General features: G+C 55.5%; 18 protein-coding genes. 15 read left to right on the forward strand and 3 right to left on the reverse strand.

Translation table 11 applies throughout. The features are described from left to right. Window positions 1–152 precede the first annotated feature (152 nt). Entirely contained in the window at window positions 153–647 is a 495-nt protein-coding gene (locus tag VNX88_21245; protein HWY71205.1) for an Hsp20/alpha crystallin family protein, read from the reverse strand. A gap of 411 nt (window positions 648–1,058) precedes the next feature. On the opposite strand from VNX88_21245, the gene VNX88_21250 reads away from it, so the two are divergent. The 5 genes from VNX88_21250 (at window position 1,059) to VNX88_21270 (ending at window position 5,515) form a co-directional block, all read left to right on the forward strand. Next, window positions 1,059–1,514: a hypothetical protein gene (locus tag VNX88_21250; protein ID HWY71206.1), complete on the forward strand. Its 456-nt coding sequence runs from the start codon at window positions 1,059–1,061 to the stop codon at window positions 1,512–1,514. 257 nt (window positions 1,515–1,771) lie between these two features. Then, a complete protein-coding gene (selD, locus tag VNX88_21255; protein HWY71207.1) occupies window positions 1,772–2,758 on the forward strand; it encodes a selenide, water dikinase SelD in 987 nt (328 codons plus the stop codon). Window positions 2,759–2,998: 240 nt separating this feature from the next. Then, window positions 2,999–4,210, forward strand: a complete 1,212-nt coding sequence (locus VNX88_21260; protein ID HWY71208.1) for a glycine C-acetyltransferase — start codon at window positions 2,999–3,001, stop codon at window positions 4,208–4,210. Between the two features lie 167 nt (window positions 4,211–4,377). After that, on the forward strand, window positions 4,378–5,082 hold the full coding sequence (locus VNX88_21265; protein HWY71209.1) for a DUF433 domain-containing protein: 705 nt from the start codon (window positions 4,378–4,380) through the stop codon (window positions 5,080–5,082). Beyond that, window positions 5,072–5,515: a hypothetical protein gene (locus tag VNX88_21270; protein HWY71210.1), complete on the forward strand. Its 444-nt coding sequence runs from the start codon at window positions 5,072–5,074 to the stop codon at window positions 5,513–5,515. Before VNX88_21265 ends, VNX88_21270 begins: the two co-directional genes overlap by 11 nt. Before the next feature lie 14 nt (window positions 5,516–5,529). Here the strand turns inward: VNX88_21270 and VNX88_21275 are convergent, their stop codons facing one another. After that, window positions 5,530–6,831, reverse strand: coding sequence for an amidohydrolase family protein (locus VNX88_21275; GenBank protein ID HWY71211.1), 1,302 nt, complete (start codon window positions 6,829–6,831; stop codon window positions 5,530–5,532). 113 nt (window positions 6,832–6,944) lie between these two features. Between VNX88_21275 and VNX88_21280 the strand changes: the two genes are divergently transcribed. The 6 genes from VNX88_21280 (at window position 6,945) to VNX88_21305 (ending at window position 13,054) form a co-directional block, all read left to right on the forward strand. Beyond that, window positions 6,945–7,187: a hypothetical protein gene (locus tag VNX88_21280; protein ID HWY71212.1), complete on the forward strand. Its 243-nt coding sequence runs from the start codon at window positions 6,945–6,947 to the stop codon at window positions 7,185–7,187. Between the two features lie 17 nt (window positions 7,188–7,204). Next, window positions 7,205–9,082: a TonB family protein gene (locus VNX88_21285; GenBank protein ID HWY71213.1), complete on the forward strand. Its 1,878-nt coding sequence runs from the start codon at window positions 7,205–7,207 to the stop codon at window positions 9,080–9,082. A gap of 559 nt (window positions 9,083–9,641) precedes the next feature. After that, the gene (locus VNX88_21290) at window positions 9,642–10,694 is read left to right on the forward strand and encodes a TonB family protein (protein ID HWY71214.1); all 1,053 of its coding nucleotides are present in this window, start codon (window positions 9,642–9,644) and stop codon (window positions 10,692–10,694) included. A 467-nt stretch (window positions 10,695–11,161) separates the two neighbouring features. Then, the gene (locus tag VNX88_21295) at window positions 11,162–11,722 is read left to right on the forward strand and encodes a hypothetical protein (GenBank protein HWY71215.1); all 561 of its coding nucleotides are present in this window, start codon (window positions 11,162–11,164) and stop codon (window positions 11,720–11,722) included. 52 nt (window positions 11,723–11,774) lie between these two features. Next, entirely contained in the window at window positions 11,775–12,527 is a 753-nt protein-coding gene (locus VNX88_21300; GenBank protein ID HWY71216.1) for a metallophosphoesterase family protein, read from the forward strand. A 14-nt stretch (window positions 12,528–12,541) separates the two neighbouring features. After that, window positions 12,542–13,054, forward strand: coding sequence for a ribonuclease HI family protein (locus VNX88_21305; protein ID HWY71217.1), 513 nt, complete (start codon window positions 12,542–12,544; stop codon window positions 13,052–13,054). On the opposite strand, the gene VNX88_21310 is transcribed toward VNX88_21305, so the two are convergent. Continuing rightward, on the reverse strand, window positions 13,051–13,869 hold the full coding sequence (locus tag VNX88_21310; GenBank protein ID HWY71218.1) for an MBL fold metallo-hydrolase: 819 nt from the start codon (window positions 13,867–13,869) through the stop codon (window positions 13,051–13,053). The genes VNX88_21305 and VNX88_21310 overlap by 4 nt on opposite strands. A gap of 304 nt (window positions 13,870–14,173) precedes the next feature. On the opposite strand from VNX88_21310, the gene ggt reads away from it, so the two are divergent. From ggt to VNX88_21330, 4 genes are all read left to right on the forward strand, one after another. Further along, window positions 14,174–15,943 (forward strand): gamma-glutamyltransferase, encoded by a 1,770-nt coding sequence (gene ggt / locus VNX88_21315; GenBank protein ID HWY71219.1) that lies wholly within the window; start codon window positions 14,174–14,176, stop codon window positions 15,941–15,943. Window positions 15,944–15,954: 11 nt separating this feature from the next. Next, a complete protein-coding gene (locus VNX88_21320) occupies window positions 15,955–16,788 on the forward strand; it encodes a sugar phosphate isomerase/epimerase family protein (protein ID HWY71220.1) in 834 nt (277 codons plus the stop codon). A 262-nt stretch (window positions 16,789–17,050) separates the two neighbouring features. Then, entirely contained in the window at window positions 17,051–18,406 is a 1,356-nt protein-coding gene (asnS, locus tag VNX88_21325; GenBank protein ID HWY71221.1) for an asparagine--tRNA ligase, read from the forward strand. Between the two features lie 38 nt (window positions 18,407–18,444). Further along, window positions 18,445–18,828, forward strand: coding sequence for a transposase (locus VNX88_21330; GenBank protein HWY71222.1), 384 nt, complete (start codon window positions 18,445–18,447; stop codon window positions 18,826–18,828). Window positions 18,829–18,864: the final 36 nt, after the last annotated feature.

The following is an 18,864-nucleotide window of genomic DNA, read 5'->3' on the forward strand; positions in this document are numbered from 1 at the left end:
AGTGTGCTTCGTGAACCTTTGTGGTTAGCTTTTGTTTTGGGTTTTCTCCGTGACTCCGCGTCTCCGTGGTGAAAAGGACTTGAAAGAAAAAGCGGGAGACGGGGCCTTGGGCCCAATCTCCCGTCTCAGAAATAAATGTACTCCTTTGAGGATTAGGCTGCGCTTTTGGCTTCGGACTTCGCGCCATCGAGCGTCTTCTTGCCGCTGCCAACGCCCACCTTGATCTGCTTTGGCTTCGCCTCTTCGCGCTTGGCCAATTCAATCTTCAGCACGCCGTTTTCGTAGTCCGCTTTCACGCTTTCAGTACTGATCGTGGGTGGCAACGTGAAGGAGCGAGAGAAGCTGCCGTAGCGGCGTTCAATGCGCTGGAAGTTCTCTTCTTTCTCTTCCTTTTCGAATGTGCGCTGCCCGCGAACCGTGAGTGTCTGATTCTCGACCTGAACGTCAAGGTCTTCCTGCTTCACGCCCGGAACTTCGAGCTTCAGCGTGACCTTGTGCTCGTCTTCATAGACGTCTACCGCAGGAACGAAGCTCCCAGAAGTAGTGAGCTCTTCCTGCGTGCTGCGTCCATAGTCCTGGAACAGGCTATTGACGCGATTCTGCAGAGATGACAACTCACGGAAGGGATCCCAACGAGTGATAACCATGTGTTTCAAGCCTCCTAAATGTTGTTGCGAAATCTGAACTTGCGGCCTTATTGCCTCACCAGCTTAGATGCTGTCTAAGCATGATAGAAGCATAAAATATGAGCGTATTACTGTCAATATCTTGGAAAATGACAAGTTATCCTTATTTTTCAAATATATAGGATTAACAAAACCGAAGAACACGCCTCAGACAACTCCTGCTTCCTCTGCACGTCCTTCGTCGGGTGAAGGGATAACATCTGCGTTCGGTTTCGAACAGAGTTTCCCATCGGTGGAGAGAGCTACGGAGCCTCGAACCATCTGGTCCCGCGTATTCGCTTTGAATTTCTTGTACTTACCTTAAGGAACCGGTCGGCAGCTCAGTTGCGTAATATTCCTCGAAGAATTTCTTCAGGGAAGTTGCGAGGGCGCATGAGGCAACACCGGGAAGCCATTCTGTTCTCGACACTGCTAAGCTGTCTGGTCCTGTTTTGTGGATTCATAGGCCGCGAGCAGGCAGTCGCCGTTCGGTCCATCGACGACAACATTGCCCGTCACATTGCGCAGCTTCGCTCGAAGGAAGCGCAGCAGCGAGCAGCCGCAGCCTACTGGCTGGGCAGCCGCGGCACCGCAGCCGAGCGCGCAATTCCCGCATTGGTCGACCTCCTTGGAGACGCCACCCCGATCGAAGTTTCCAAATATCGCAAACCCGACATCTTCGACGCCCGCAAGCTAACGCTGGGCGAAGAAGTCGCTTCCGCATTGGTCAACATCGGCAAGTCGTCGACGGACGCACTGATCAAGACGCTCATTACCTCTCCCGAGCCACACGCGCGGGAAAATGCCGCCTGGGCGCTGGGCGCGCTCCATCGGCGACAGTTGATCTAGTCACCTCTCACCATGTAGACGCGGAGAAGGGCCTCAGACTTAACCACAAAGGACACGAAGTATCACGAAGGACATTTGGGAAAGGGCCTTTCTCGTCCTTCGTGCTCCTTCGTGTCCTTCGTGGTTTCATCCGGCTGTTCTCCCTGACTCCGTGTCTCCGTGGTGAATAGGCCGTTCCGCGTAGAATCGAACCCATGGAAGATCGTCGTCCTCTACGCCTGACCGAGCAGGTGAAAGCGGCGGGTTGAGCGTCGAAGCTGAGTCCAGCGGCGCTGGACAAGGTGCTTGGGAAATTAGCCCGGCAATATGACGAGAACCTGCTGGTCGGCTTCGATACAGCCGACGATGCGGCCGTGTACCGCCTGAACGACGATCTCGCCCTGGTACAGACAGTCGATTTCTTCACTCCGATCGTTGACGATCCGTTTGTGTTCGGCCAGATCGCGGCCGTGAATTCGCTCAGCGACGTGTATGCCATGGGAGGCGAGCCGATGACTGCGCTCGCGGTTGTCTGTTTTCCCGACGGTGGCGATTTGGAGGTGCTCGGGCAAATGCTGGCTGGCGGCTTGTCGAAGATGCAGGAAGCCGGATGCATCGTTGCTGGAGGCCACAGCGTTCGCGATCCCGAAATGAAACTCGGCTACAGCGTGACGGGCCGTGTTCATCCCAGGAAATTCTGGGCGAATTCAAAAGCGAGAGTTGGCGATGCGCTGGTATTCACAAAGCCGATCGGCACCGGCGTGATCTCAACCGCAATCAAGCGCGGAGAGGCCAAGAAAGAGTGGATCGACGGTGCTGTCGCTTCGATGACCAAGTTGAATCGGCGTACTGTGGAAGTCGTCCATCAAGGCGATTTCGAGGTTCACGCGGCAACCGACGTTACCGGCTTCGGTGTCATCGGACACGTGCGCGAGATGGCACTCGGAAGCAAAACCAGCATCCGCATCGAGTCTAGGCTGATCGAAGTGTTGCGCGGCGCCTTGGAGTGCGTGCAGCGCGGATTCATTCCCGGCGGCCTAAAGACGAATCGCGAGTTCGCAGAAAGCTGTGTCACCTACAAAAAAGACATTCCTGAAGATCTGAAGACATTGCTCTACGATCCGCAAACTGCTGGCGGATTGTTGCTCTCTGTTCCGAATGAAATCGCCAAAGGTCTTGTCGCAGCCATGGAAGTTGCAGGGGTGCCCGCAGTGCGCATCGGCGAAGTGCTGCCTAAGGGCGATAAGTTGATTGAGATCTTGTAGGCAAAACCGATTTCACCACGGAGGCACGGAGTACACGGAGGACAGCCGACTAACCACAAAAGATACGAAGTATCACAAAGGAAATTTCGGAAAGGGGTTTTCTCCTCCTTCGTGTTCCTTCGTGTTCCTTCGTGTCCCTTCGTGTTCCTTCGTGTCCTTTGTGGTTTCATCCGGCTGTCTTCTCCGTGTACTCCGTGCCTCCGTGGTGAACCCGCTTTCGAAGATTTAAACTATCCCGTCATGCCTACCGCTACCCGCGTCGATCCGCTTTCTTACCTCACCGATCAGATCAACCAGCTCAAAGAAAAAGGCACCCACTTCAAACTGCGAGTGCTCGAAGACGAGCAGGAACCGGTGTGCACATTCGACGGCAAGAGAGTCATTAACCTTGCCTCGAATAATTACCTGGGACTGACTACGCATCCGAAGCTGCGCGAGGCCGCGTTGGCCGCGACGAAGAAATACGGAGTCGGATCGGGCGCGGTGCGCACCATCGCCGGCACTATGCGTATTCACATGGAGCTGGAAGAGAAGATTGCCCGCTTCAAGAACGTAGAGGCTTGCGTGGTCTTCCAGTCGGGATTCGCCGCCAACGCGGGAACGGTCTCGGCGATTCTGGGCAAAGAAGATTTCATCATCTCTGACGAGCTGAATCATGCGTCAATCATCGACGGCGCGCGACTCTCGCGAGCGAAGATCCTGGTTTTCCGCCACAAAGACATTGCGCATGCCGAGGAACAACTCGCTTCAGTAAAAGATCAACCCGGTAAGAAGCTGCTGATTACCGATGGCGTCTTTTCCATGGACGGCGATATCGGTCCTCTACCCGGACTTTGCGACCTTGCCGAGAAGTATGGCGCCATCATGATGGTGGATGACGCGCATTCGTCTGGCGTACTCGGTCGCAACGGCCGCGGTACGATCGATCACTTCAAAGTCCACGGGCGCGTGGATGTGCAGGTCGGAACTCTCTCGAAGGCAATCGGCGCGCTCGGTGGATACGTCTGTGGCACCCGCGACCTGATCGACTTCCTCTACCACCGCGCGCGCCCGTTCCTGTTTTCGACGTCCCACCCGCCGTCAGTGGCTGCCACCTGCATCGCTGCCTTCGACGTGCTCGAGAAGGAGCCGCAATTGATGGAGAAGCTTTGGGAGAATACCCGCTACTTCAAAAAGGAACTTGGCAGCCTCGGCTTCAACATCGGCGGAAAGAACACTCCGGCGAGCGAAACACCGATCACGGCGGTGATCGTCGGAGAAGGGAGCCTAGCAATGCAGTTCTCGCGCGAGCTATTCAACGAAGGTGTGATGGCAACTGGCATCGCCTTCCCAACCGTGGCAGAAGGCAAGGCGCGGATTCGCACTATCATGACCGCCAAGCACACACGCGAGCAGCTTGATCAGGCGCTGGAAATCCTAAAACAGGTGGGGAAGAAGCTGCGTATTATCTGAGTTGACGCCTGCGGAAGCCAGTTTGACGCTTTCGTTCTAAAATACGTTTTCGAGGCTGCGCACAGCAACATTCCGGTGGCGCCGAGTTAAGAATGCCGCTCAGCTTCTATTCTCATGGATTCAATCGGGGCCTCGGCACTGCAAGAGTCGGACGACATGGAACAGGTATGAGCGCCGCAACATTAAGAGCGATCAAATTGAAGCTTACAGCCACACATGAAAGTCTAGAACTACCCATGTATGGCCTCTCCGAGGCCGCACTTTACCTCCGCGTTCCCATCAAAACACTTGAATACTGGACAATCGGAGCAGGAAAGAATAAGCCGCTAATTCAAGCTGCCGGCAAACATCCACGAAGTCTTTCGTTCATGAACCTGTTGGAGTGTCACATGCTTGCTGCGATGCGCTCTCTGTATGATCTCCGCATTGCAAAGATCCGTCGAGCCGTAGCCCATCTCAATGCGACATCTGAATTCCGGCACCCATTGATTGAGCAGCCGCTTTACACAAACCGCGTAGATATTCTGATTCGGGAACTAGACACAATGCTGAACATCTCGCGTGGTGGGCAATTTGTTATGCCTGAGATTGTCGGTGTTCATTTGGAGCGGATTGAGAGAGATCCCAAAGGACTGTTCAAGTTCTTTCCCTTTGTGCGCGAGCGTAGCGCAAGTGAGCCCAAGTTTATCGTTATCAATCCACGGGTAGGGTTTGGCAAGCCGGTCATCGCTGGCACCGGTATCTCGACGGCGGTCATAGCCTCGCGCTTCAACGCAAGGGAGTCGATACCTGATCTGGCTAAAGAGTATGGCCTCGAAGAGAAACAAATCGAAGAGGCTATCCGTTGGGAAACCAGAGCAGTTGCGGCTTGATGATTTCATCATTTTCCTTGATGAGAACCTGGATAATTGCAAGCCGATAATGGACGCCTTGGCGGAGAGCGGCATCACATGCAGGCGCCACGCTGACACCTTCACTCGTGGCGAAGATGATGATGTGTGGCTGACGTTCGTTGGCGAACGATCCTGGATCGTCCTCACCAAAGACAAGCGTAATCGCTACAACCAATGGGAAAAAGAGGCGGTGCGTATCCACCGGGTGCGCGAATTCTATTTCGGTTCCGGCAATTTCAACGCAGCGGAGATGGCTGATGCTCTGACTTTGGCTTTACCAGAGATGCGCCGAATCTGCCTGACCGAAGAACCACCATTTGTTGGTAGCATTACCCGTTCCGGAAGCGTAACAATAGTCGCGGACAAACACGGCTCGACGCATGAGAGACGACGGGCAAAGCGACAGCGCTGAACAAATACTTGAGATCATCGAGTGACGTCATTCCGATACACTACTCCACCCTTCATCACGAACACCGGATGCTCCAGTGTCACCACGTCTTTGGTGGGATCGCCGCTCAGGGCGACAATGTCCGCAAACTTGCCAACTTCGAGAGTTCCAATCCGGTCTGACCATCCCAGCAGGTCGGCGGCGTTCACAGTTGCGGTCTGGATCGCCTGAACCGGTGTCATGCCCATCTGCACGTAAACGTTGAACTCATGAGCGTTCAATCCATGTGGATAGACGGCTGCATCGGTTCCAAAGGCGACCTTCACGCCGCTAGCGAAAGCGTGCGACACATTCTTGCGGGCGACCTCGGTGACCTGCCGCATCTTTCCCGAGTACATCGCGGGCAGTCCGATTGATTGTGCGTTTTCCAGCATCCAGGTTTGCAGATACATCGTGGGTACAAGATACGTGCCATGCTGCTTCATGGCGGCGATGGCGGCATCGTCGATGTAGGAGCCGTGCTCGATGGAGTCGACCCCGGCTTCAGTGGCCCACAGGATCCCCTGTGCGCCGTGGGCGTGCGCGGCGACTTTGCGTCCGAGGCGGTGGGCGTCGGCTACGATGGCCTTCATCTCCTCCAGCGTGAACTGCGAGGCCTGCGGATCGTCGCCTTTGGATAGCACTCCGCCGGTGGCGCAGATCTTCACCACGTCGGCGCCGTACTTGATCACCTCGCGCGTCTTGTGTTGCACTCCAGAAATTCCGTCCGCCACTCCCTCGGAAGTGTCGTGGCGCTCGAATGGGAGGAGATTGTCGTCGCAGTGTCCCCCAGTGATGCCCAGCGGAGGCCCGCTTACAAGCATTCGCGGTCCCGGCACCAGCCCCTGGTTGATCGCGTCACGCAGGGCTACATCGCTGTATCCGCTGGCTCCGACGTTGCGAACAGTGGTGAATCCCGCTTCGAGCGTGACCTTCGCATTACGCGCGCCCCAGAGCGTTTCCATCGGCGTAGAGACGCCGAGCGTTTCGTAGCCAAAGCGCGTTCCCTGCCCGATCAGATGCGTGTGCGCGTCGATGAGGCCAGGTACGAGCGTTGCTCCCGGCAAGTCGATGATCGTTGCTCCGGCGGGAGGCGCTCCCGAAACGGCAGAGATCCGTTCGCCGGTGATCACGATGACTGGGTTGTCGATCGTACGGCCGCTCTTCACGTCGAGCATGTGCGCCGCGCGTATGACGATGACTTTCGTATTGGTAGCTGGAGCTATTTGAGTCTGGGAAACCACGCAGGAGCCGGAAGTGAACAGAGCGAGAACCACAATGCCGAAGATTTTTGTCATGTTTGGACGCGAATTATAAAGTACCGCTCACTTCTCTCTTTACTCTCAGGCAAATCTGATGGATTATGCGAAGTAGTCGAAAAAGATTTCTCTGCGTCAGGAGCAACACGCAAGTGAAGGATATCTACGAACTGCTTAGCCAGAAGGAAATCGAGTTCGAACGCGTACAGAAGGAAGTGGAAGCTCTGCGCATCGCGGTCAGGCTGCTCGACGATAGCGCCGAAGTTGGCACCGCGACGGTGACAGCGCAACCGACGTCGCGCGACAGCCAGGGATACGCTGCCACGCCGGCGCCACGTGCAACAACACCGGCAGCTACGCCGACTGCTTGGGCTTCGGCGAAGCAGTTTCCATAATCGTCGCGAGGAGCTGATTGAGTCCGCACCCTGACTCCCCCGCTGTCCCTGAACCACTCGGCTTCGTGGAACAGCGCCTCTTTCTTCGCAAGAAGGTCGAAACTCCACTGCCGATCGAACTCTTGCCGGGAAAAGAGGTTTGGCTCCACGACCTTGGTGAGGGCGGTCTCTCCGTTTCCGGCAGTTCACGTCTCGAGCCGGGGACACCCACTTTTCTCGATTTCCAATTTCCCGATTCCAACTCTGTAATCGAGGCTGCCGGACTTGTCGCCTGGTGCGACAATTTCGGACGTGTGGGTGTTCGCTTTACTCGCATCAAGCCCGACTCTACCGCAGCCCTGAAGCGCTGGCTCAAGAGCGATCAGGCGTCAGCTCGGGACGAAGAAGCTGAAACCACATCTCCGATCCCACCGTTGTCCACTCTGGTTTCGCGAGCCCATTTTGAAATTTCCGACTTGCGGGCTGAGTTGGCTTCGGGGAGCCTTAGCAACGAAGCCGCACTTAAGCTGATTGCGGAACGAATGGCCTACCACACTCGGGCTACAGGAGCAGCGGTCGCGTGGCGTGAAGGCAACGACGTGATTTGTCGCGCGAGCACGGGAAACGCGCCTGAGATTGGAGTAAGGCTCAATATCGATACAGGTCTTAGCGGCGAGTGCTACCGCACCGGCAATATCGTTTCTATGGCCGACTCGGAACACGATTCGCGTGTGGACCCAGAGGTGTGCAGGCAGCTCGATTTTCGTTCCCTGCTCATTGTTCCGGTGGCATCTGCAGACGACGTCATCGTCGGCGTCGCTGAAGTGTTTTCATCCGTGCCGGGAAACTTCGAAGGTGGCGACGTGCTGTTGTTGAGTTCGATCGCCGAATTGATTGGCGACCTTTACGACAAAAATCAATTGAGTTCTTCGCCCGTCGAGGCGCTCGCGAGTGTTCTGCCAAAGGAGCAGGCCAAGTCACCCGATTCCGACGACGCTGGAAGGCGGCCGGATTTGCCGGCGCCGCAAGTACAGACAGCGCCAGCCCCGTTTGTGCCTGCCGGCTTCGAACTTGCGGATCAGAAGTCGGAGCGTGAATTCACCGCTTCGAACCAGGAGCAAGCGAAGTCGAGCGCAACCGAACATGCATTCGAACAAGATCGTGATGAGGATAAATCCCACGGCCCGAACTGGAACACGCGCCGTATCCTGTTGGGTGCGTTGTTGCTCATAGGCGGAGTTGGCGTCGGCGACTATGTGAATTGGCGCCTGAGCCGTCCTCATTCCTCAGCGTCTCCACCGAATCGAATTGCCTATCAGTTAGCGTCGGCTCCAGTCTCATCTGTGTCCCAACTTCAACCTGCGGAAGCGACTTCTCCTCAGACTTCTACGTCGGAGCCATCGAGCGCGGTGCAAGTCGTCGCCTCAATCCCGAATCGGGCCGCAGCGAGGAAGGTGGCTACTCCGGATGACTCCGTGGAGTCCAATTTCACAACGGGATTAGCTGGACATCGGCATCAATCAGAACTCGCGCCCGATGCGCCATCTATACCCGCGTCCAATCAAGCGCCGTTTCGGGTGGACACTACCTATTTCCTACCAACAAAGGTTTCGCAGGTGAGGCTGTTGAACGCGTCGCTGCCGGCCAGTCAGGTCACGACAGGCAGATTGCTTCATCGCGTGAATCCAGTGTTTCCGGCATTCGCGAAGGCCGCTGGAATTCGTGGATCGGTAGTCATCGCCGCGACTATCGGCAGGGACGGCCGTCTGAAAAACATGAAGCTGATCAGCGGAAACGGAGCTCTCGCTGTGGAAGCGTTTCGTGCGGCACGGCAATGGGTGTATGCGCCCTACCGCCTGAATGGACAGCCCATCGAAGTCGACGCGCGCATCGTGATGGACTTCGGGCGGCAATAACAAGGTAGTTGCTTTCCAAGGCGTCACGAGTGCCGGAAGATGGCGATCATGACCGGAGTTGCTTCCCAGGTATTTCCCTGTTATTTTCTTGAATCCCGCAGAAAAGATCACTAAGCACTTTGTTGATGGTGGCTTGCAGAGAAATCCACAGAAGTCCCTGTTAGTTCCCTGGTTTTGAACGAAATTTGCAAGTTTTGGGCAGAATTCGATGACTTTCAGGTCGATTTCGAAAGCTCCCCTGTTGTTTTCCTTGTTCTACGATTTTCTTCATTCATCCTCTGGAATCTTCCTCTAGTCGCCGAGGTAGTAGCTTAAGGGCTCGACAGCCTACTTCGAACGAGCCGCGGTCGTTGCTCCTAACATTTCTTTACAGTGAGGCGTTTACAAGCCTGTTAAACCCAGCAGTACGCGTAACTTTGCGCAATGGGTCCACGTCTAATCACTGACTTCCGTGAGTGTTAGGGCGGCAGCCCGAGTGCATGCCCATAGCAGTAATGCGACAATCGTAGAGCCTACGCCCTTGCAGCCAGAAGAACCGGGTCGGGGAAGTCGAGTACGAATGCCAGTCACTGAGGCACCACCAAAGCCGCCATCAGAACGTCCGTTGCGCCGCGACCTGCCTCAGGATCCTGCGGAACTCCATCTTCTTATAGAAGAACTCGAAGATGACCGAGAACGATCGCGATGGCGCGAGTCGGTATGGATCTCTGTCATCCTCCACTTGCTGATTGTGATGGCGATCATCATTCAGCCAAAATTCTTTCCTGATCTCTTTTCGTCGAAGGACAAGGTTGTGCTCGTTTCGCAGGAGATGAAAGATCGGGACATTGAGTATCTGGCTCTTCCGCAAGATTCGCAGAAACCTACTCCACCACCGAAGTCGGATATCCTTTCCGACAAAAATCGAGTAGCGCAGGCCCGGCGTCCCACGATTGATCGCCACACTCTGGAAGAGCTTCAGAATGCTCGACGGCGAGGAGCGCCGGGGCCGCAAGGAATGCAAGCTCCAGCGCCACAACAAAGCGCTGCCGCGCCTCCGCAGCAAGGACAGCAACAGCAACCACAGAACGCCGCGAAGCCACCTGAGAATTCCAACACCGTGGCCAAACTGGAATCTCCCCCGGCTGCTCCAAATCGCAACGTTTTCAGTTCGGCGAGTTCAGCCGGTTCGGCGATTGAACAGGCTACTCGTGCGGCGGCTGCCGGGCGTGGTCAAGGCGGTGACTACGGCATCGGACCGCTTACTCCGAATACCAACGCGCAAGGCGCGGTTGATATTCTCAGCGATACGCTTGGAGTCGATTTTGGTCCGTACCTCTCGCGCGTGCTCGAGGAGGTCCGAAGGAATTGGTACAACCTGATTCCGGAAGAAGCGCGCTCACCATTGTTTAAGCAGGGGAAGCTCTCAATTCAATTTGTGATCAACAAGAACGGTTCTGTGGAAGGCATGCGGCTCATTTCTCCTTCAGGAGATGTTGCCCTCGATCGCGCTGCCTGGGGCGGAATTACTGCCTCCAATCCTTTTCCGCCGTTGCCAAGGGAATTCAATGGACCTTATCTCGCCCTGCGTTTTCGCTTCTACTACAATCCCGACCGAGGTGAGCTGAGGTAACCCGTGAGTGCAGAGCGAAGGCAAGCCCAAGGCCTGATCTTGTTGGCTGTCGCGATTCTTGCACTAATTCTTATGCGCTATTGGGGGCGTATTCCGTGGTTGGCAAGGTGAGGTATCTGCCTTACCGTTTTTCCCAAATCTGCAAAACGGAGCCGTGTCGGTGTGCAAAACCAATTTGATTCACGTTTTATAAACAAAGGTAATCGAGGGGCGATCTCAGCTAGTGTTTGTCTTGCAAGCGACTGATTGTACGCTACTTAATAGTGCAGCGAAGAATATGCAAAGAGTGTAAATTGCTGAAAAAAGGACACGTCGAGATGCAGAGTCACTCTTTCCCACAAGGTTTTCCACAAAATTCAGGAAATCTCAAAGTGAGACATGAGTCGATCATCCGTCCGGCGGGACCACAGCTTTGGTGACTCACACTGAGCACTGGAAAAGGCGGTTCGCAGAGATACAGTAGGCGCATGAAGAGAATTGCGGTGTCCATTGCTGTCCTGAGTTTTTGCGTGACGCTTCTTGCGTCTCCAGCCCCAGAGGCTTCTTCAACCAACGAAGTGCAGGCGATTATCTCGGCTCAGTTCGGACCGCAGTTCGTTCTCTCGCAATCTTTCCCGGTTCTTACCGGAGACTTCAACGGCGACGGCGTTGAGGATGCAGCGTTCGTCGTGACGGCGCGAGGTGGGCTGCAAACCGATTCAAGCCGTTTTCGCGTCATTGATCCGTCCAGCGATTACTTCGGAATTGGCGATCCGAAGGTCACGTCGCAGTTTGCCTCGCAATATCCAGGAGGATCGCGGTATTTACTGATCATCCATGGTGTCGGCAAAGATGCGTGGCGAGTCAAGGAGCCGAAGGAGCGGTTTGTGCTGATCAACTTGAGTTTCGATCGCATATCCGTCGGACACATCGAAAAAAAGAAGAAGGTGATGGACGACATCGACCTCGAGGAATCGGGCATCCTCGGTTCTTTTCTCTACTGGAACGGACATCGCTACAAGTGGCAGCCCGGCTCAACTCAAATGTAGCCCCGCCAGGGCGGACAACCGCCAGGCTGTACAATGCCGTTTCCGCCCGTCGATGCGCGTTCTCATTATTAGTGATGTCCATGCAAACATTCAGGCACTCGATGCCTGCATCGAAGCATTTCCCGCCTACGACATAGTTTGGAACTTGGGTGATGTTGTTGGATACGGCGCGAATCCCAATGAAGCTATTGCGCGCTGTCGGCAATTAGGAAACATCTTCGTTCGTGGAAATCATGACAAAGCCTGTTCGGGTGTGAGCGACCTCGCTGGATTCAATCCCGTAGCCGCGATGGCCGCGATTTGGACGAAGAAGAACTTAACTCCAGAGAATCTCGAGTGGCTTAAAGTCTTGCCCCAAGGGCCGATCACTCCGGACATCGAGTTGAATGTGGCGTGTGTGCATGGCTCGCCGCTGGATGAAGATCAATACCTCATCAACGTCCATGAGGCGACCGCGCCGCTTCTGCACCCCGCAGCGCAGTGCACCTTCTTCGGGCACACGCATCTACAAGGCGGCTTCTTCAAACAAGAAGAAGTCCATGCGATTCGGCCGGCGTTTCGCGATCCCAAATTGCCGCAGCGCGTTGAGTTAAAGCTACGCCCGGAGGGCACCTATCTCATCAATCCTGGATCTATCGGGCAGCCGCGCGACGGCGATCCGCGAGCTGGCTTTGCTCTTTACGATACAGATGAGTCTCTCGTCACCTTCTATCGCATGCCCTACGACATCGCCGGTGCGCAAAAGAAGATTCTGGAGGCCGGTTTGCCCCCACGGCTTGCGGAGCGTTTGGCCGACGGACGCTGACGTACACTCGTTGCATGTCGTCCAAACCAGGTTCTGATACGCCATCATTGTTTCCCGAAAGTTCTGAATCTGCTCCCGCGCGGCGCGCTCCTTCGCAACAGGTTGAATGGATTACAGCAAATGTGGACGGGGGTGCCCGTGGGAATCCCGGTCCTGCAGGTTATGGCGCCTACATTCGCGGAGCCGACGGCAAGACAATCGCGCAATTAAGCGAGTATTTGGGGATCAAAACCAACAATTTTGCGGAGTATTCCGCGCTTATTGGGGCGCTCGAGTACGCGATCGCGCACGGCTATCGCGCATTAAAGGTAATCAGCGACTCGGAATTAATGGTCAGGCAGATGACAGGGCAGTATCGAGTGAACAGTCCAGACCTGAAGCCGATGTACGAAAGAGCACGGAGTCTGGTTCGCCAACTCGACAAGTTCGCAATAGAGCACGTCGTGCGAGCAAAAAACCAGCATGCTGACAGGCTCGCGAATGAGGCGATGGATCGCGGAATGGGGAAAACGGCGCGAGGAATTTAAAGCTCGATCTCCATTCCTTCAGAAGCCGCCCGCACTCTTGGATAGTGTTCCCGCGCTTTCTGCACGACACTGTCGATCATCTTGTCGTCATGATCGGGATCGTGGTGGAACAAAACCAGCTCTTTTGCGCCACTTTCCATCACGATATTTACTGCTTCGCGCCAATGGCTGTGGCCCCAGCCGCGCTTTTTAGCTTCGTATTCCTCGGGCAAATACTGGGCGTCGTAGATCAAAATGTCAGCTCCTTCGGCCAGTTGACGCACATTCTTGTCGAAAACGGGGTGTCCAGGCTCGTTGTCCGTGGCATAAACCACGACCTTATCGTTGGTTTCGACGCGAAAACCAAGGCATCCCTGTGGGTGATTGAGCCACATTGATTGCACAACGCATTCGTCGAAGGCGATCCGATCTTCGTCGATGTCGTAAAAATTGCGATGCGCTGCCATCTCGGACATATCTACAGGGAAGTAGGGGTCCGACATTTGCTCTTCGATGGCACGCTGGAGCCCGCGCGTGCGACTCGATGAATGAAAAAAGAAGTAGTTATCGGGACTGCTGTATAGCGGGCCAAAAAAAGGAATTCCTTGAATGTGGTCCCAATGAAAGTGGGAAAGAAAAACATGGGCGTACACAGGCTTATTGGCGAATTCTTTTAGCAGGTGCTTGCCGAGATTGCGGAAGCCAGTGCCGCAATCAAACATGTACAGTTGGTCAGCAATGCGGATTTCGACGCACGAGGTATTGCCGCCATAGCGCAGATTCTCTGCCTGGGGAGTCGGCGTTGAGCCCCGGACACCCCAGAATTTCACTCGCATCCCCATGACTCCGCTTCTGCCCGGCAGCTCGATCCGTGATTTGTGGGACTGAAAGTCTTGCGTTTTCCAAGCTTTGAGCGCTCGAAGCCGGAAAATTTTCGCTGAGTATACGCTAGCCTAAACAAAAACAGTCAATTTGCGGAGTTACGCGGAGTATACAGGCAGTTACTCACGAAAAGCAGCTTGGACGCCGCGTTTGACTGTCCCGTGGCGCGTGGGCTAGCCTCGAAGTTGGTTTGCAGGCAGCTGCAAGCATCTGAAATTGCAGGTTTTTAGGACTGCTGTTCGACGTGCCCATCGCATTATGGCTTCGCTTAGCTCACATCGTGGTCGTAGTTACCTGCTGACCTTCGCTTTCTTGGTGGCCATCGTCACCGGCGCAAGCGGGGGCATGCATCCGACGCACGCCGGAAAGGGGATGGTTGTCAGCGTACATTCGCTGGCGAGCGACGTAGGCGTCGACATCATGCGCCAGGGTGGGAATGCCATTGACGCTGCCGTTGCCACCGGTTTTGCACTCGCAGTCGTTCATCCTCAGGCGGGAAATATCGGCGGTGGGGGATTCATGCTCATCCGCATGGCCGATGGAAAGTACCACTTCCTCGACTATCGCGAGAAGGCTCCTGCGGCAGCCACCGTTGACATGTATTGGGACAAGCAAGGCAACGTCATACCCGATCTGAGCACAGTGGGATACAAAGCTGTAAGCGTTCCCGGTTCCGTGGCGGGAATGGTGGTCGCCGAAAAGAAGTGGGGCAAGCTTGGCCTGCAAAAGGTGATCGCGCCAGCGATTCGTCTTGCGCGTGATGGATTTCCGCTTCCTCGGGAGTATGTCAAGGATTTTAAGAATAAGCGCCTCACGCAGTTTCCGGAATCGCGTCGTATCTTCCAGCGCGATGGAAATTTCTATCAAGTGGGCGAGATCTTTAAGCAGCCGGAGCTAGCGCGCACGCTCGAACGAATTGCCGCGAATCCGGATGACTTCTATCACGGCGGACTCGCAAAACAGATTGCCGTCGCGATTCAAAAAGGCGGGGGCATCGTCACCGCACAAGACTTGGCCAACTACCAGGTCAAGGAACGCGAGCCCGTGCATGGGACCTATCGCGGATATGACATTTACAGCGCTCCGCCGCCATCTTCTGGCGGCGTCGCCCTGATCGAAATATTAAACATGTTGGAGAAGTTCGATTTGGCTTCTGTGGGCGGCGATTCTGCCGAAGCGATGCACCTCACGATCGAAGCCTACCGCCGCGCGTTCATGGATCGCGCCGACTTCATGGGCGATCCCGATTTTGCCAAGGTGCCGGTCGCGCAATTGATAGACAAGAACTATGCCAACTCCTGGCGGGAGTCCATCAATCCAGATCGCGCCAGCATCAGCAAGGACCTGCGCCGGCCTGCAGGAACCTTTAACGAACTCGACAAGGTCGCAAGAGCCGTCGCTCCCGAATCCACGGAGACCACGCACTACTCAGTTGTGGATCAGGATGGAAACGCCGTCTCGGTCACAACCACGCTGAATGCCGGCTTTGGCGCCAAAGTCATGGCTGGCGGTCTGGGTTTTCTCTTGAACAACGAAATGGACGACTTTGCCGCAAAAGTCGGAGTGCCCAACGCATACGGGTTAATCCAGGGACCAGCAAATGCGGTTGGCGCAAACAAACGCCCACTCTCAGCGATGACGCCGACGATTGTCACCAAAGATGACAAGCTATTTCTCGTGCTCGGGTCGCCTGGAGGACCGACGATCATCACCACGGTTGCCAATGTTCTGATGGGCGTGATCGACTACGGGCTCGACATTCAGCAAGCCGTAGATGCCCCTCGCTTCCATAATCAATGGCTCCCGGATCGGACAGCGATTGAAGCTAAACGTTTTTCACCAGATACCGTCCGAATCCTGGAGCAGAAAGGGCAGACTTTGCTGGTAGGCGATCCGACAAGTGAAAGAACTGCTCGAGAGCCGGATTGGGGCGATGCCGAGTGCATCATGATCGATCCCAAAACGGGAGAGCCCCTTGGTGGCCACGACGAGCGCCGCGGCAGCTACGGAAAGGCGGCGGGATTCTGATGTTAAGGGCAATGTCCACGCACGTGCGCGTGCGCGAACGTCTGCAGATCAATCACCTGGAAGCCATGATAAGAGGCGGCGCTCAGGCGATCGAACTGTTTTGTCAGAAGGAGCACTTCGACTACACCGATCGCGCTCGCGTGCGCGAGCTGGCAGTCTGGTTTCGCGAGCATCCCGGGATGCTGCACTCGATGCATTCGCCCATCTATAGTGAAGCCGATTACGGACGCCACATGGCTCCTCCGGTAAACCTGGTGGACAACGACAAGCGCCAGCGCGTAGCCGCCATGGACGAAGCCAAGCGCGCCATCGAGTTTGCCGAGCAGTCTCCATTCCGATTTCTAGTGCAGCACCTCGGGGTCTCCAAGGAAAAGTGGGAGCCGCGCAAGATGGAGTTCGCTATCACTGCTCTAGAGCATTTGCGCGCATTCGCCAAGCCACTTGGCGTTACTGTGCTGGTTGAGAACATCGCCAACGAGATCACTGAGCCAGAGCGCCTGCAGGAGATCGTAAACACGGCCCACTTCGACGACATAGGGTTCTGCTTCGATGTCGGCCACGCCCACTTTGGGCAAGGTGTGCGTGTGAGCTTCGAGACCATGAAAGACAAAATTCGCTCGACGCATCTGCACGACAATCACGGCGAACGCGACGAGCACCTCTGGATCGGAGAGGGCGCGATTGATTGGAGTGAGGCAATGTCGCTGCTCCGCACCGCGCCTTATACTCCGGCAATGCTGCTGGAAATTACTGGAGATTCGCAGAAAGAGATTGCGCAAGGTGCTTCTGAGAGTTTTGGCCGCTTGGAGAAGGCATTGAGTGAGGCTGAGAAGCAGTTGGCGTAGCGAGGGTATGACTACAGCCGTGCGAGAACTGTTCTAATTCTGTCATGCTGAGGCCCGATGGTGGCCGAAGGACCTCCCGGAATACTTCGACCTGCGTTGCTGTGTCCTGGCTTTTGGCCGAGGATCTGGGCCGAAGAGCCAGGATGCGGCGATCAAGTACGACTCATCGCGGGAGGTCCTTCGGCCACCATCGGGCCTCAGGATGACAGCCTCTAGAGATAATCGGCATTTATCCTATTGAAGTTGTCTCGACATTAATCCTATGGAAGTCAAAGAACAACCGATCAGCACCACCGACGCCCCAGTCACGTCCATCTCCCAAATCGGAACGCGAGAGGGACAAAGCGTCACGATTCGCGGCTGGCTCTATAACCTGCGCGAAAGCGGGAAACTTCTATTCCCGATTTTTCGCGACGGCAGCGGGATCATCCAGGGCGTTGTGCCGAAGGCCGCTGTTCTAACCGAAGTGTTTGAGAGCATCAAACATCTAACGCAGGAATCGGCGGTGATCGTCACCGGCAAAGTTCGCGCCGACAAACGCGCACCGGGCGGCTACGAGCTCGACGTCAGCGACGTGCAGGTTCTCCAGCGCGTGCCCGAAGACGATCCATTCCCGATCTCACTGAAAGAGCATGGCGTTGAATTCCTGATGGAACATCGCCATCTCTGGATACGGACGCCTCGACAGGCGGCGATCCTGCGCACGCGTGCGGAGATCATCAAGGCGGCGCGGGACTTCTTCGATGATCGCGGCTTTACGCTCACTGATCCACCGATCCTGACTCCGGCCGCTTGCGAGGGAACGACTACGCTTTTCCCGGTCGACTACTTCGACGAGCAGGCGTATCTCACACAGTCGGGCCAGCTTTACATCGAGGCCACCGCGATGGCACTGGGCAAGGTCTATTCCTTCGGCCCAACGTTCCGCGCCGAGAAATCGAAGACTCGCCGCCATCTCACTGAGTTCTGGATGGTGGAACCCGAAGTCGCATACGCGACACTCGATGACCTCATGAAGCTCGCCGAAGAGTTCATCAGCTTCATCGTCGTGCGCTGCCTGGAGCGGCGTCGTGCCGATCTTCAGACCATAGGTCGCGATGTTTCGAAGCTTGAAGGCGTTAAGGCTCCATTCCATCGGATTACCTACGACGAAGCTGTGCAGCTCCTGCACAAGGGCTTTGAGGAAGGAAAGCTGGAGACTAAGTTCGAGTGGGGCGGAGATTTCGGGTCGCCCGACGAGACATATATATCTTCTCAGTTCGACCGTCCAGTGATGGTGCATCGCTATCCAGCGGCGGTGAAGGCCTTCTATATGGAACCCGATCCCCAGCGTCCTGAATTGGCGCTCTGCGTTGACGTCCTCGCGCCTGAGGGCTATGGGGAGATCATCGGCGGTTCACAGCGTATGAGTTCGTACGAACTTCTGCTGAAGCGGATCCACGAGCACGGCCTGCCGGAGTCAGCATTCAAGTGGTATCTGGATTTGCGCAAGTACGGCGGAGTTCCACACGCCGGTTTCGGAATGGGAATCGAACGCGCGGTCGCGTGGATTTGCGGTCTCGAACATGTGCGCGAGACGATTCCGTTCCCGAGAATGTTGCACAGGATTTATCCGTAAGCTGCCTTAGGGAAGGGCATCGGCTTTAGCCGTGCCGGATAAACTATCGAAAAGAACGGAAATATCAAATCCACGCATTCGTCGTGATGCCAGAGCACTTTCATCTTTTGATTACGCCGCAAGGGATCGCCATCGAAAGCGCGCTGCAACTCATTAAGGGTGGATATTCGTTTCGAGTAAAGAACGAATTGAACAGGAACTTCGACATCTGGCAGCGTGGCTTTACTGACCGACGTGTTCGCGTTGGCGAGTTCGAGGGTTTGCGCAACTATATCGATGAGAATCCTGTCAAGGCAGGATTGGTGAAGCGATCTGAAGAGTACGCTTATGGTTCGGCCTCGGGAAAGTTCGAACTCGATCCTCCTCCTGCACGGCTGTTTACCTCAGCGGCTAAAGCCGCGAACGAAGGAGGCCGCTTTTAACGGCACGGCTGAAGCCGATGCCCTTCCCTAAACCAG

The organism is Terriglobales bacterium (assembly GCA_035567895.1).
GTDB lineage: Bacteria > Acidobacteriota > Terriglobia > Terriglobales > Acidobacteriaceae > Gp1-AA112.